At 67.9% G+C, this 13502-nt stretch carries 14 protein-coding genes and 1 pseudogene; 8 read left to right on the top strand and 7 right to left on the bottom strand.

The genetic code is table 11. The annotated features are described in order from the left end of the window. Positions 1 to 9 precede the first annotated feature (9 nt). Together ABLE92_RS09215 and ABLE92_RS09210 are read left to right on the top strand one after the other, a co-directional pair. The gene (locus ABLE92_RS09215; RefSeq protein ID WP_348804441.1) at positions 10 to 1032 is read left to right on the top strand and encodes a LacI family DNA-binding transcriptional regulator; all 1023 of its coding nucleotides are present in this window, start codon (positions 10 to 12) and stop codon (positions 1030 to 1032) included. Positions 1033 to 1072: 40 nt separating this feature from the next. After that, positions 1073 to 1816: a GntR family transcriptional regulator gene (locus tag ABLE92_RS09210; protein ID WP_348804440.1), complete on the top strand. Its 744-nt coding sequence runs from the start codon at positions 1073 to 1075 to the stop codon at positions 1814 to 1816. Positions 1817 to 1818: 2 nt separating this feature from the next. Here the strand turns inward: ABLE92_RS09210 and rsgA are convergent, their stop codons facing one another. The 5 genes from rsgA to ABLE92_RS09185 form a co-directional block, all read right to left on the bottom strand. Next, the gene (rsgA, locus tag ABLE92_RS09205; protein WP_348804439.1) at positions 1819 to 2886 is read right to left on the bottom strand and encodes a ribosome small subunit-dependent GTPase A; all 1068 of its coding nucleotides are present in this window, start codon (positions 2884 to 2886) and stop codon (positions 1819 to 1821) included. After that, the gene (gene aroA / locus ABLE92_RS09200) at positions 2883 to 4148 is read right to left on the bottom strand and encodes a 3-phosphoshikimate 1-carboxyvinyltransferase (RefSeq protein WP_348804438.1); all 1266 of its coding nucleotides are present in this window, start codon (positions 4146 to 4148) and stop codon (positions 2883 to 2885) included. Before aroA ends, rsgA begins: the two co-directional genes overlap by 4 nt. Positions 4149 to 4193: 45 nt before the next feature. Further along, positions 4194 to 4580, bottom strand: a complete 387-nt coding sequence (locus ABLE92_RS09195) for a VOC family protein (RefSeq protein WP_348804437.1) — start codon at positions 4578 to 4580, stop codon at positions 4194 to 4196. Between the two features lie 93 nt (positions 4581 to 4673). After that, a complete protein-coding gene (locus tag ABLE92_RS09190) occupies positions 4674 to 4901 on the bottom strand; it encodes a hypothetical protein (protein ID WP_348804436.1) in 228 nt (75 codons plus the stop codon). 60 nt (positions 4902 to 4961) lie between these two features. Further along, on the bottom strand, positions 4962 to 6677 hold the full coding sequence (locus ABLE92_RS09185) for a nucleobase:cation symporter-2 family protein (RefSeq protein ID WP_348804435.1): 1716 nt from the start codon (positions 6675 to 6677) through the stop codon (positions 4962 to 4964). Between the two features lie 77 nt (positions 6678 to 6754). Here ABLE92_RS09185 and ABLE92_RS09180 point away from each other — a divergent pair, with 77 nt between their 5' ends. The 6 genes from ABLE92_RS09180 (at position 6755) to ABLE92_RS09155 (ending at position 10977) form a co-directional block, all read left to right on the top strand. Continuing rightward, the gene (locus ABLE92_RS09180) at positions 6755 to 7231 is read left to right on the top strand and encodes an NUDIX hydrolase (protein WP_348804434.1); all 477 of its coding nucleotides are present in this window, start codon (positions 6755 to 6757) and stop codon (positions 7229 to 7231) included. 247 nt (positions 7232 to 7478) lie between these two features. After that, positions 7479 to 8723 (top strand): alkane 1-monooxygenase, encoded by a 1245-nt coding sequence (locus ABLE92_RS09175; protein ID WP_348804433.1) that lies wholly within the window; start codon positions 7479 to 7481, stop codon positions 8721 to 8723. Next, positions 8720 to 8893, top strand: a complete 174-nt coding sequence (locus ABLE92_RS09170) for a rubredoxin (RefSeq protein ID WP_348804432.1) — start codon at positions 8720 to 8722, stop codon at positions 8891 to 8893. The genes ABLE92_RS09175 and ABLE92_RS09170 overlap by 4 nt, the downstream gene beginning before the upstream one ends. A 43-nt stretch (positions 8894 to 8936) precedes the next feature. Then, positions 8937 to 9119, top strand: coding sequence for a rubredoxin (locus tag ABLE92_RS09165; RefSeq protein WP_348804577.1), 183 nt, complete (start codon positions 8937 to 8939; stop codon positions 9117 to 9119). Further along, the gene (locus tag ABLE92_RS09160; protein ID WP_348804431.1) at positions 9116 to 10282 is read left to right on the top strand and encodes an NAD(P)/FAD-dependent oxidoreductase; all 1167 of its coding nucleotides are present in this window, start codon (positions 9116 to 9118) and stop codon (positions 10280 to 10282) included. The genes ABLE92_RS09165 and ABLE92_RS09160 overlap by 4 nt, the downstream gene beginning before the upstream one ends. A 56-nt stretch (positions 10283 to 10338) precedes the next feature. Further along, positions 10339 to 10977, top strand: a complete 639-nt coding sequence (locus ABLE92_RS09155; protein WP_348804430.1) for a TetR family transcriptional regulator — start codon at positions 10339 to 10341, stop codon at positions 10975 to 10977. Between the two features lie 8 nt (positions 10978 to 10985). Here the strand turns inward: ABLE92_RS09155 and ABLE92_RS09150 are convergent. Both ABLE92_RS09150 and ABLE92_RS09145 read right to left on the bottom strand, forming a co-directional pair. Further along, positions 10986 to 13108 (bottom strand): annotated as a pseudogene (locus ABLE92_RS09150) (heavy metal translocating P-type ATPase). Positions 13109 to 13198: 90 nt separating this feature from the next. Then, the gene (locus tag ABLE92_RS09145; protein WP_425476219.1) at positions 13199 to 13417 is read right to left on the bottom strand and encodes a DUF1490 family protein; all 219 of its coding nucleotides are present in this window, start codon (positions 13415 to 13417) and stop codon (positions 13199 to 13201) included. Positions 13418 to 13502 lie beyond the last annotated feature (85 nt).

The raw sequence follows: 13502 nt of genomic DNA, 5'->3' as shown, positions 1-13502 counted from the left end.
GAGTGGGCCATGCCACATCGCTATCCGGTGCGCGACATCGCCAGGCAGGCGGGCGTCAGTGAGGCAACGGTCGACCGCGTGCTGCACGGGCGATCCGGCGTGCGTGAGGCCACCGGCCGTCAGGTCGAGCAGGCCATCGCTGACCTCGACCGGCAGCGCACCCAACTCCGGCTCTCCGGTCGGCAGTTCATGATCGACCTGGTGATGGAGACCCCGCAACGGTTCTCGTCCATGGTGCGCACCGCGTTGGAGCTCGAGATGCCGAGCCTGCGACCGGCGACCTTCCGGGCGCGCTACCACTGCCACGAGCAGTGGGAGGTCGAGGCGATCGTCGCCGAACTCGACGCCATCGCGCGTCACGGGAGTCACGCGGTCATCCTCAAGGCGCCGGACGCACCCGAGGTCGCGGCCGCGATCGGCAGGTTGAGTGCCGCGCGTATTCCGGTGATCACGCTGGTGAGTGATGTGCCGATGAGCACGCGGATCGGCTATGTGGGCATGGACAATCGGGCGGCCGGCGCGACCGCGGCCTATCTGATGTCGCAGTGGCTGCGGCACGTCGACGCTGACATCCTGGTGATGACCAGCAGCGCGGAATTCCGGGGCGAGGAGGAGCGGGAGAAGGGTTTTCGTGCCGCGATGCGCCGCGACGATCCGCACCGGCACATCACCTACGTCTCCGGCTCCGACGGGCTCGACGTGACCAGTCGGAGGCTGACCACCACGGCGCTGCACCACAATTCACGGATCGCGGCCGTCTATTCGATCGGCGGCGGGAACAAGGGAATCGTCGCGGCGCTCGCCGCCGCGGATCGGACATGCCAGGTGTTCCTCGGCCACGACCTCGGGCCGTCGAATCGCGATCTGTTGCGTAGCGGACATCTCACCGCGGTGCTGCATCATGACCTGCGCGCGGACATGCGACAGGTCGCCCAGACGGTGATGAGTCACCACGGTGCGGTGCCCGGGGAGTATCGACCGCGCGCGACGGAGATCCAGGTGATCACGCCGTTCAACATGCCGCCGGAATGAACCGAGGCCAATGTTTGGTTGTTATGACATACTGTGAGGCATGACACAGGCCACCCAGCTGCAGGTGGATCTCGACCGTTCGACCCCGGTGCCGCTCTACCATCAGCTCGCCCAGGCCATCGAGTCGGCGATCATCAATGGCGAGCTGACCCCGGGCGATCGGCTCGAGAACGAACTCGATCTCGCCAAGCGACTCAAGCTCTCCCGGCCCACGATCCGGCAGGCGATCCAGGAACTCGTCGACAAGGGTGTGGTGGTCCGTAAGCGGGGAGTCGGCACCCAGGTGGTCCAGAGTCCGGTCAATCGTTCGGTCGAGCTGACCAGCCTCTTCGACGACCTGAGTTCCGCCGGGATGCATCCGGCGACGCAGCTGCTGGAGTATCGCCGATCGGTACCCGACGACGACCTGCGCACCGAACTCGGCCTCGACGCCGACGCGGAGGCCGTGACGATCCGGCGTCTGCGCAGCGCCGGTGGTGAACCGCTTGCGGTGATGACCAACCATCTGCCCGCCGACATCTGCCCACCGCCGGGTGACCTCGAGGACGGGGGTCTCTACAAGGGGCTCCGGGCCAACGGTGTGCACATCCGGCTGGCGCGTCAGGTCATCGGTGCCAAGGCTGCCGATGCCGACGAGGCGGCCCTCCTCGACGTCGACGAGGGTGCGCCGCTACTCACCATGCAGCGCACCGCATTCGACGATGCGGGCAAGGTGGTCGAGGTCGGCCGGCACGCCTATCGCGCGGACCGGTACTTCTTCGAGACCACCGTCGTCGACCGCTGACGTCACTCGGTGGGGGACTCGGGCGCCGCGTCGTCGCCAGTGCCGATGTCTTTGCCGCCGCCACTGCCGCTGACCGCGATCAGCAAGTGCCGCACCGCCATTGCCCGCCGGTACGACGGGCCGGTCAACTCGTCGAGAGCGCATTCCGGATCGGCGGGCGGGCCGACATGGGTGCAACCCCGCGGGCAGTGCTCGATCGCCTCGTGCAGGTCGTCGAAGGCGTCGATGATGTCGTCGGGTTCGACGTGGGCCAGCCCGAAGGACCGGATGCCGGGTGTGTCGACCACCCAGGACCGTTCGCCGTCCGGATCCTCCGCCGACGCGGGGAGCGGTAACGCCACCGACTGCGTCGACGTATGGCGCCCCTTGCCCACCCCGGAGACCACACCCGTGGCGCGATCGGCGTCCGGCACCAGGCGATTGACGAGGGTGGACTTGCCCACCCCGGAGTGTCCGATGAAGGCGGCGAGGTGCCCGCGCAGGATGGCGAGGAGGTCGTCGAGGGCATCGTCGCGTCCGGCACGGACGATCGGCAGATCGAGGCCGTCGAAGGCCGCGACGAACTCCGTCGGGTCGGCGAGATCGGATTTGGTCAGGCACAGCACGGGTTCCAGCCCGCCGACGTAGGCGGCGGCCAGGGCGCGTTCGACGAAGCCGGTGCGGGGAGGGGGATCGGCCATGGCGGTGACGATCAGCAGGCGCTCGGCGTTGGCCACCACGATGCGTTCGTAGGGATCGGTGTCATCGGCGGTGCGGCGCAACACCGTTCGCCGGTCGGCCACCTTGACGATGCGGGCGAGGGTGTCGGGCTTTCCGGAGAGGTCGCCGACCACCGACACGTCGTCGCCGACGACCACCGGTGTCCGGCCCATCTCCCTGGCACGCATCGCCACCACGATGCGGTCCGGATCGCCGCCGAGGGCGCAGCCCCAGCGGCCGCGGTCCACGGAGACGACCATCGCCGATTCGGCGTCGTCGTGGGCGGGGCGTGTCTTGGTGCGCGGCCGTGAACCCTTGCCCGGTCGGATCCGGACGTCGGATTCGTCGTAACTCGCCGCGCGGCGACTCACGGACGGCCGATCATCTTCTGCCACATGCCCGGAAAGTCCGGCAGCGTCTTTGCGGTGGTCTCGATGTCGTCGACGGTGACCGCCGGTACCCGCAGCCCGATGATGGCCCCAGCGGTGGCCATCCGATGGTCGGCGTAGGACTCCCAGCGCCCGCCATGGAGTTCCGCCGGTCGGATGATCAGGCCGTCGTCGATCTCGGTGACATCGCCACCGAGGCGGCCGATCTCGGTGGCCAGTGCGGCGAGCCGGTCGGTCTCGTGTCCGCGCAGATGCGCGATCCCGGTGAGACGTGATTCGCCCTCGGCCAGCGCCGCGAGGGCGGCGACGGTCGGGGTCAGCTCGCCGACCTCACGCAGATCCCGGGTGATCCCGGTCAGCCGTTGCGGCCCACGCACGGTCAGCGTCCCGTCGAGAAGTTCGACGGTGCAACCCATCTCGGCGAGGATGTCGGCGATCTGCGCGCCCGGCTGGGTGGTCACCGCCGGCCAGCGCGGCACGCCCACCCGGCCGCCGGTGGCCGCGGCGGCGGCGAGAAACGCTGCCGCATTGGACAAGTCGGGTTCCACGATCCAATCGACCGCGCGGATCGTCGACGGTGCGATCCGCCAGACGTCGGGTTCGCTGACGTCCACGGTGACCCCGGCGGTCTCGAGCATCGCGATGGTCATCTCGATATGCGGCATGGACGGTACCGGGGGACCGACGTGCCGGATGGTGAGGCCGTCGGTGAACCGCGCGCCGGTCAACAGCAGACCGGAGACGAACTGCGACGACCCGGACGCATCGATGGTGACCTCGCCGCCGCGTGCGGACCCGGTTCCGTTGACGGTGAACGGCAACGAGTCGCCGTCGACGTCGACTCCGAGATCACGCAGCGCGTCGAGGATCGTGGACAGGGGGCGCTGGCGTGCCTGTGCGTCACCGTCGAAGTCGACCCGCCCGGTGGCCAGCGCCGCGACCGGGGGCAGGAATCGCATCACCGTTCCGGCGAGCCCGCAGTACACGTCGGTGCCGTGCATGTCGCGGGGTTCGATGGACACCGTGGTCGGGTCGGCGGCGTCGACGCGGATGCCGACACCGAGCCCGGTGAGCGCGGCGAGCATCAGGTTGGTGTCACGGCTGCGGAGGGTGCCGGTGATCGTCGACGGCCCGTCGGCGAGGGCGGCGAGCAGCAACGCACGATTGGTGATCGACTTCGAGCCGGGCAACTCGACGATGGCGTCCACCGATCCGCCGACGGTGGGCGCGGTCCACGTGCTCATGCGGTCCAGTCTGTCATGGGGCGCCGACACGACCGGGAGCGACGGTCACCGGTTGTCGAGCCGCAGGGGATGGCTCGCGGGGACCTCGACGACGATCAGCAACCGCCCGTCGGGGTCGCGGACGTGCATCTCGATCAGACCCCACGGCTCGGTCACCGGTTCACGCTCGATGTCGACGTGCGCGGCCCGCAACTCACGTTCGGTCGCGACGGCATCGCGCACCTGCAGCCAGAGTGCTCCGGACGGTTCGACGCCCGAGCTGATGTCCGAACTCATGTGGCCGGGGATCTCGATGAGTCCGTTGCCCGCATGAAAGACCATGCCGCCGGGGTACTCGCGCGCCACCGAGAGCCGGAGTTGATGTCGATAGAAGTGCTGCAGCTTCTCCGGATCGGCCGAACGCAGCAACACGCGGCTGGTGAGGACCTCCATGTCTAGAGTGTCTACACCGCTACCGGCGGGTCGGACATGACTCGGCCCGGCGCGTCGCACCGGTCGTGGTGTTCGACGCGCCGGGCCGGGCGGTCACTGGCCTTCGGTGGTCCCGTCACTCCCGCCGAGGGCATGGCCCCGGTTCAGGTCGTTACCGTGGCGGGCCGCCTCGTAGATGGCCCGTTCGCGGGCGATGCGGTCGGTCTCGCCGATCGGCGTGGCGTCACCGAAGGCGAACGCCGATTCGTGTGGGGTGTCATGCGGGATGTCGGGATCGTCGACGGCGGGGTCGAGTTCTTCGGGCTGTGGGCTGGGGGGCATGGGTCAAGTTTACGGCCGCAATCGCCTCGGCACCGGCGGTACCGGCGCCGAGGCACACTCCTAGTCGACGGTCATCGATCCCTCACCACGACTGGAGAATTTCCCGTCGGTGACGCCGTCCCAGCGGTCCAGCACAGCCGTCGCGGTCGGATCGCCCTGGCTCCTGATCCACTCGCACAGTTCCTTGGGTGCCGACTGGTTGGTGACGATGAATCGGTGCAGTCCGGGATCGTGTTCGGCGAGGACCTTGAGGGTCTCCGGCGGGGTGTTCGGGTCGGCGGCGGCCAGTGCGTCGCGCGGGTCGAACGCGCCCCCACGCGGTGCGTCGGAGCCGGACAGTCCCTCGGCCTCGGCGACGTCGATCTCGCCGGTGTTGTGGTAGTCGACCGGGTCGGGGGAGGTGCTGCGCCAGTTGAGCAGCAGGTTCAGCACGATCGCGGTGATCGCGCCGGCGGAGATCCCGGAGTGGAAGATCGTCTGGAACCAGTCGGGGAACTGGTGATACAGGTCGAGGGAGACGTTGACCGGCGCATCACTGAGGGTGCGGTCGGTGTAGTACAGCTTGGCCTCGGTGAGCATCGCGACGCCGACGGAGATGGCGACGACCAGGATGTTGGTGTTGTTGAACTTGACCTTGGTCAGGGTCCGGACACCGCTGGCGGCGACCATGCCGAACAGTGCCACGCCCGCGCCGCCGAGGACCGGTTGCGGGATGCCCTCGATGATCGCGGCCATCTTCGGCAGCAGACCGAGGATCACCAGGATGACGCCGGCGCACGTCGCGACGTGGCGTGTCTTGACCCCGGTGATGGCGACGAGCCCGACATTCTGGGCGAACGCGGTGTACGGGAAGGTGTTGAAGATGCCGCCGAGGACGGTGCCGACACCGTCGGCGCGCATGCCGTCGGCGAGTTTCTGCGGGGTGATCTTCTTGTCGACGATCTCGCCGACGGCGACGATGTCACCGGTGGTCTCGGTCATGATCACCAGAGCGACGATGATCATCGCGATGATCGAGCTGACGTTGAAGGTGGGCAGGCCGAAGTAGAACGGCTCGGGGATCGCCACCCAGGAGGCCGAACCGACGTTGCTCCAGTCGGTCATCCCGAACGGGATGGAGATCAGGGTGCCGATCACCAGGCCGACGAGCACCGAGACGCGCTTGATCGTCGCCGGGGCGAAGCGCTCCAGCAGGATGATGATCAGCAGCGTCAGGAAGCCGAAACCGATGGCCTTGGGTGCGCCGAAGTCCTCACCCTGGGCGGTGCCGCCGCCGAACCAGCCGGCCGCGACGCGCATCAGCGAGACGCCGATGATCAGGATGATGGTTCCGGTGACCAGTGGTGGGAAGAATCTGATGAGCTTCCCGACGATCGGGGCCACCAGGATCATGAAGAGGCCACAGGCGATCACCGAACCGTAGATGGCGGTGATGCCGTGCCCGAGGCCGATGGTGATCATCGGTCCGACCGCGGCGAAGGTGACACCCTGCATCAGCGGCAGCCGCACGCCGAAACGCCAGAACCCGACCGCCTGCAGCAGCGTGGCGATACCGGCGACGAAGAGGTCGGCGGTGATCAGATGCACCATCTCGTCGGATTGCATCTGTCCCGCGCTGATCATCGCGCCACCGACGATCAACGGCACCGCGACGGCACCGGCGTACATTGCCAGGACGTGCTGCAGGCCGAGGGGGAAGAGCTTGGCGAACGGGGGGATGTCGTCGACCGGATGGTCGGTGCTGCGCCCGTGCTTGATGGTGTCGAGAACTGACATTCCCCATGTCTACGAGGGCGAGATTTCCGATTTGACGCGCTCGTGTGTCGAATGTGTTTCCGGCAGAATATATCCGCATGGCGCCTCGAACCTCCCAGCTCAGTTCGGGGCTGCTGATGTACCGGCGGTCCGGCACCGGGATCGAGATCCTCATCGCCCATCCCGGCGGACCGTTATGGGCACGCAAGGACGACGGCGCGTGGTCGATCCCCAAGGGCCTCGTCGACGAGGGTGAGGATCTTCTGGCCGCCGCCCGACGCGAATTCGCCGAGGAGATCGGGCAACCCGCTCCTGAGGGCGAGGTCCTTGATCTCGGCGTGGTCCGGCTCAAGAGCGGTAAACGGGTCGTCGCCTTCGCCGTCGAGGGTGATCTCGATGTGTCGATGGTGGCGAGCAACACCTTCGAGATGGTCTGGCCGCCGCGGTCGGGGCGGGTGCAGAAGTTTCCGGAAGTCGATCGGGCGCAATGGGTTTCGACTGCGGATGCGGCTATCAAGCTCAACCCTGCCCAGGTGGCGTTCGTCGATCGCCTCCGCGAGTTGATCGGGGCCTGAGTCCGAGCCGGACCCGATGGTGGCGCGGGCGCCGTCCCGTGCTGTTCGGTACCGCCCTCTCCAATGCAGCCCTCTTGCGTGTCGTCATCGCGTGTCGTCGCGCGTCGGTTCACGCCCGTAAGCGCCAGACATAGAGCCGCTATCAGTTCCCTGAGTGTACAAATACATGAGTTGCGTCTAGACAACGAATCAATCACCATCTATTGTCATGTTCATTCGTGATGCACAACACACCAGGAGGTAATCGATGAGCATCGACGACTCGACGTCGACGAGCGCGCCCACGCTCGAGTGGCGAGACAAGAAGCGGTATCTGTGGTTGCTGGGCCTGATCCCGCCCACGGCACTGTTCGTGGCGGCCGGGCTGGTCGCCGCATTCCATGCGATCGGCTGGGGTGTGGCCGCCCCGGTGTGGTGGTGGATCGGACCGATCCTCATCTACGTGCTACTGCCGATCCTCGACATCTTCTTCGGCCCCGACGGCGAGAATCCGCCGGATGAGTTGATGGAACAACTCGAGAACGACAAGTACTACCGGTACTGCACCTACGCGTTCATCCCGTTCCAGATCGCCAGCCTGATCTTTGCCTGCCACCTGTGGACGGCGTCGGACCTGTCCTGGCTCGGCATCGAGGGCGGCCTCGGTCTGGCGTCGAAAATCGGTGTGGCACTGACCATCGGCGCGATGGGCGGCATCGGCATCAACACCGCGCACGAGATGGGTCATAAGAAGGACGAACTCGAGCGCTGGTTCTCCAAGATCACGCTCGCCCAGACCGCGTACGGCCACTTCTACATCGAGCACAATCGTGGACATCACGTGCGGGTGGCCACCCCCGAGGATCCGGCGAGTTCACGATTCGGGGAGTCGTTCTGGATGTTTCTGCCGCGCAGCGTCTTCGGTAGCCTGCGGTCGGCGTGGGAGCTGGAGGCCACACGCATGCGGCGTCTCGAGCGACCGGTCTGGCATTACAGCAACGACGTGCTCAATGCCTGGGCGATGACGATCGTGCTGTGGGGTGTGCTCGCGGCGATCTTCGGCTGGCAGGTCCTGCCGTTCGCGGTGATCCAGGCGGTCTACGGATTCTGCCTGCTCGAGGCGGTCAACTATCTCGAACACTACGGACTTTTGCGGCAGAAGACCTCCAGCGGGCGTTACGAACGCTGCGCACCCCGGCACAGCTGGAACTCCGATCACATCTGCACCAACATCTTCCTGTATCACCTGCAGCGACACAGCGATCACCACGCGAATCCCACCCGGCGATATCAGACCCTGCGGTCCTTTGAGGAGGCACCGAGCCTGCCGAGCGGCTACGCCAGCATGATCGGCCTCACCTACTTTCCGCCGCTGTGGCGGCGGGTGATGGATCACCGCGTCCTCGATCACTACGACGGCGACATCAGCAGGGTGAACCTGCATCCCCGCAAGGCGGAGCGCATCATCGCCCGCCACGGCGGGTCCGCGACCGGCGCGGGGGTCACCCGATGAGCGCGTACCGATGCCCCGTCTGCGACTACATCTACGACGAGACGACCGGCGCTCCGCGCGAGGGCTTTCCGGCCGGCACCACGTGGGACGGCGTCCCCGACGACTGGGCCTGCCCCGACTGCGGCGTCCGCGAAAAGGTCGACTTCGAGCCCGTCCGCGCCGCGGTGTGAGCGATCGCCCGCCCCTCATTCCTCAACTCACTCCAGGAGAACGATCATGAACTTCAAGCTGTTCCGTTGCGTCCAATGCGGTTTCGAATATGACGAGGCACTCGGCTGGCCCGACGACGGGATCGCGCCGGGCACTCGCTGGGACGACATCCCCGACGATTGGAGTTGTCCGGACTGCGGCGCCGCCAAATCCGACTTCGAGATGATCGAGGTGGCTCGGCCGTGACGGGTGGTGTCGTAATCGTCGGTACCGGGATCGCCGGGATGACGGCGGCCCAGACATTGCGGGACAACGGGTTCGGTGGTCCGGTGACGGTGATCGGAAGCGAACCCGAGGATCCCTACCGGCGCACCGCACTGTCCAAGGATCTCTTGCGCGCGGATCTGTCGGCAGATCGGATAAGGCTGCGGCCGTCGGCGTTCTGGACCGAGAAGAATATCGAGGTGTGCTGTGGGGTGATGGCCTCCGACCTCGACACCGCCGGCCGGCTGGTCGGACTGTCCGACGGACGGACGCTGCCCTACGATGCGCTCATCCTGGCTACCGGCGGTCGCGCCGCCAGCGCGGAACCGATGGCCGGGGTGCCGACGCTGCGTACCCGGTCCGACGCGCAGCGAATCCGGGAGTCGATCGCGGACACCGGGCGTGTGTCGGTCGTCGGCGGTGGGCTCATCGGCCTCGAGATCGCCGCATCCGCGGCGGCCGCCGGATACCCGGTCGATGTCGTCGAGCGCGCCCATCGTGTCATGGAACGCGTTGTACCCGAGATCGTTTCCGAGGTGATTGCCGAGCTGCACAGCGAGCGGGGGGTGGTGCTGAGATGCGGCGCCCGGGTGGCTTCGGCCGACGCTGCCGGACTCACCCTGAGCGGTGGTGCGCGACTCGACGGTCCGGTGGTGGCGGCGCTGGGACTGCGCCCGGATGTCACGCTGGCCGTTGCCGCGGGGATCGAGGTGGCTGCGGCGGGAATCGCCACCGACGACCACCTGCGCACCAGCGCCGACGGCGTCTACGCCGCAGGCGATGTGGCCGCGCCGCCGCACCCGCGTACGGGGCGGCCCGCCCGCACCGAGAACTGGATGTCGGCCACCAAGCAGGGCATGGCGGCCGCGCTGAGCGTGTCCGCCGATCTCGCCGGAGGGTCGGCGCCGGCCTACCGCGAGGTCCCACTCGCCTGGACGATTCACTACGGAGTCAACTTCCAGATCGCCGGGTGGCCCGCCTCGGGGACGCGGTATGAGATCGACGGCTCGCTCGCCGAACGTGATGCGGTGGTGCGGTGCTTTGACGACCGACAACTCGTCGGCGCGGTGGCGATCGGGCGGCCGCGAGCGGGTCGTACGGCGCGCGAGGAGATGACCGCCGAGCTGACCCGGCTGACGGTATGAGAGCCCCGACCCCGGCGAGGCGGGCGGCCGGGGAGTGCCTCGGTAGTCTCGTCGGGGTGAGGACGAGGCGGACATTCGCAGAGGCGAGCAAGGAACTCCTGCGGACGACGCTGCTCGACGGCCTGCATGACCTGCTCCTCGAACAGGATTGGCCGTCGGTGACCGTCGCCGACGTGGCGCGGGTGTCCGGGGTGAGCCGCCAGACCGTCTACAACGAATTCGGCTCGCGGCACGGGATCGCCGAGGCCTACGCCATGCGGTTGGCTCAGCAATTCTCCGCGATCGTCTCCGACGCGATCACGCGTACCGCAGGCGATGTCGACGCCGCGCTGTATCAGGGATTCACCGACTTCTTCGGCACCGCAGCCGACGACCCTCTCATCGGTTCCCTCCAGCGGGGCGAGGCCAAACCCGACCTGCTGCGCCTGATCACCACCGACGCGGGTCCATTGATCACCACCGCGAGTGCGGCCCTCATCGACACGCTCACCACGTCGTGGATCGGACTCGGTGACGACGACGCCCTCCCGATCGCGCGGGCCATCGTCCGCATGGCCCTGAGCTACGTGGCGATGCCACCGGAGAGCGACCGCGACGTGGCCGCCGACCTCGCCGTGGTGATGGCGCCGGCGATCTCGGCGGCGCGGGCCCGCGGTGGCGATGACGCGGGGGCCGACGACGACGCCGGTGACTGAGTGATCGGTCAGTCCAGCCGATACCGGATCAGCCGGGCGGAGTTCCCGACCACCGCCACCGACGAGGCGTTGTGCAGGATCGCCGCCAGGACCGGGGACAGCGCACCACCCGCCCCGATCAGCAGACCGATGGCGTTGACGGCGATGGCCATTCCGTAGTTCTGCCGGATCACCCCCAGGGTGTGATCGCCCAGATCGCCTACGGCGGGCAGCATCGCGAGATCGTCCCGGGCCAGCGCGATGTCGGCGGTCTCGACGGCCACATCGGTGCCGGCCAGACCCATGGCGATGCCGACGTCGGCCGCGGCGAGCGCCGGTGCGTCGTTCACTCCGTCGCCGACCATCGCCACGACGTGGCCCTGCGCCTGTAGTTCGCGTACGGCGGCGAGTTTGTCGTCGGGGAGGACCTCGGCACGCCACTCGTCGATACCGAGCGACTCGGCGATCGCGGCGGCGGTGGCGGCATGGTCGCCGGTCAGCATCGCGATGCGTTCGACACCGCGTGACCGCAGGACGTCCAAGACCTCGCGCGCATTCTCGCGGACCTCGTCGCGCAGGCTCACCAGACCGACCAGCCGACCGTCGACGGCCAGCAGAAGAGGTGTCTCGCAATCGTTTCGGAGCCGATCGACCCAGTCCCGGGCGTCGTCGCTGAGGGCGACGTCATGCTGGGCGAACAGGGCCGGGCTACCCAACAGCAGTTCCCGGCCGTCATCGGCCAGCGTACGCATCCCCAACCCGACGATGACCTCACATTCGGCGTGTGTTGGGATCTCGATGCGACGGTCGGTGGTGGATCGGATCACGGCCTCGGCCAACGGATGTCGCGAGTGGATCTCCGAACTCGCGGCGTGCGCGAGCACCTGTTCGGGGGTCCAGGCGTCGTCGAAGGAGATGACGTTGGTGACGATCGGACGCCCGGTGGTCAGCGTTCCGGTCTTGTCGAACACCATCGCCGTGACGCGTCCGGCGGCCTCGAGATGCGAGCCGCCCTTGATCAGGATGCCGCGCCGCGCGCCGTTGCCGATGGCGCCGCTGATGGCCGTGGGGGTGGACAGGCCGACAGCACACGGGCAGGCGATGAGCAGCATCGTCATCGCGCGACGGAGATCCCGGGTCACCAGCAGGGTGGCCGCCGACAGCAGGAAGGATGCGGGCACGAACCGCCGGGAGAACTGCTCGCCCACGGTCTGGATCGGCGCCCGGTCGTGCTGGGCCTCCTCGACTCGGGAGATGATGCGACCGATGGCGGTGTCGGTCCCGACCGCGGAGGTGCGGATCACCAGTCGTCCGCTGACCACCACCGAGCCGGCGTGCACGTGATCACCGACCGCCGCGGTCACCGGCAGATTCTCGCCGGTCAGGGCGGACTGATCGACCACCGCGACGCCGTCGACGACCGTCCCGTCGGCCGGCACGGCGACGTGGTCGTGGATGACGATGACGTCGCCGACGGCCAGCGAGTCGATGGGCACCTGCACCTCGGTACCGTCGTCGAGCTGGATCCAGGTGGTGTCGGTGTTGCCGCGCAACAGATCCGAGATGGCCCGGCGGGTCGGCGAAGCGTCAGATCCTGCAGGAACTCACCGATGTTCAACAGCCACAGCACCGTCAGTGCGACGACGTTCTCGCGCAGCAGCAGGCTGGCGACAGTGGCCGCGGAGACCAGTGCGTCGGTGCCGGCGCGACCACCGCGCAGCGACCGCAGCGCACCCTTGAGGAACGGATACCCGGAGAAGATGGTGACGCCGGTGGCAACGGTGCGTGACGCGGGCCCGAGGAGCCGCGGACGCCGGAAACCGTAGCGCCGCAAGCCCAGAAGCACGAGAGCCCCGGCGCCGATACCGAGCCGGACCAGCTCGGTGTTGGTGATGTCGGCCGAATGCGGGTGAGCCCGCGCGACGCTGGTCAGGTCGACCGACAGCCCGTCGGCGAGCGCCGAATGCAGTGCGGCGCGATCGGTGGTCGAGCGATACCAGACCACCACCGATCCGGTGCGCGGGTAGACGTGTGCGGCACGGACACCGGGCACGGCCATCAGTGCGTCCTCGACGGCCACCGCCCGCCGGGCAGGGGCGCCACGGAGATCGGGTGTGATCAGCCGGAGTCGGCCGGCGGCATCCGAGCGGATGTCGGCTGCGACGACGGTCACCGCGGATCAGTGCTCGTGATCGTGCGGTTCCGACACCCCGGGTGGATTCGCCTCTTCGCCGATGCGATCCTACGCCTCGGCGATGATGTCGGCGGTGCGCAGGCGTGCGTCCTCGGCGATGGCCTCGGCCTTGCGGGTTCCCAACAGTCCCCACGAGGTGACCACCACCGCACCCTCGCGCAGCGGGGCCTTCGCCACGGCCTTGCGGGCGAGGTCATACGCCGCGGCGCCGACAATCCCGGTGGCCACCGCCGAACCCGCCTTCACCAACAGTGCATGCATCGCCATCTGTGGAACCTCTCCGTCGACCTGTAATGCAAATGATTTCCAGAACGACGAGTTCTAGCGCCAGCGCGCGGAGAATGCGACGTCG

Origin of the sequence: Gordonia oleivorans, from assembly GCF_040044975.1 — a bacterium.
Lineage (GTDB): Bacteria > Actinomycetota > Actinomycetes > Mycobacteriales > Mycobacteriaceae > Gordonia > Gordonia oleivorans.
Note: the sequence above shows the minus strand (reverse complement) of the source record. Positions and strands in the feature narration are given on the sequence as shown.

What these genes read in the sequence shown, in the direction of transcription:
- ABLE92_RS09215 (WP_348804441.1), top strand. Translation starts at nt 10, where the DNA reads ATGCCACATCGCTATCCGGTGCGCGACATCGCCAGGCAGGCGGGCGTC.
- ABLE92_RS09210 (WP_348804440.1), top strand. Translation starts at nt 1,073, where the DNA reads ATGACACAGGCCACCCAGCTGCAGGTGGATCTCGACCGTTCGACCCCG.
- aroA (WP_348804438.1), bottom strand. Translation starts at nt 4,148, where the DNA reads ATGAGCACGTGGACCGCGCCCACCGTCGGCGGATCGGTGGACGCCATC.
- ABLE92_RS09195 (WP_348804437.1), bottom strand. Translation starts at nt 4,580, where the DNA reads ATGGAGGTCCTCACCAGCCGCGTGTTGCTGCGTTCGGCCGATCCGGAG.
- ABLE92_RS09190 (WP_348804436.1), bottom strand. Translation starts at nt 4,901, where the DNA reads ATGCCCCCCAGCCCACAGCCCGAAGAACTCGACCCCGCCGTCGACGAT.
- ABLE92_RS09185 (WP_348804435.1), bottom strand. Translation starts at nt 6,677, where the DNA reads ATGTCAGTTCTCGACACCATCAAGCACGGGCGCAGCACCGACCATCCG.
- ABLE92_RS09180 (WP_348804434.1), top strand. Translation starts at nt 6,755, where the DNA reads ATGGCGCCTCGAACCTCCCAGCTCAGTTCGGGGCTGCTGATGTACCGG.
- ABLE92_RS09175 (WP_348804433.1), top strand. Translation starts at nt 7,479, where the DNA reads ATGAGCATCGACGACTCGACGTCGACGAGCGCGCCCACGCTCGAGTGG.
- ABLE92_RS09170 (WP_348804432.1), top strand. Translation starts at nt 8,720, where the DNA reads ATGAGCGCGTACCGATGCCCCGTCTGCGACTACATCTACGACGAGACG.
- ABLE92_RS09145 (WP_425476219.1), bottom strand. Translation starts at nt 13,417, where the DNA reads ATGGCGATGCATGCACTGTTGGTGAAGGCGGGTTCGGCGGTGGCCACC.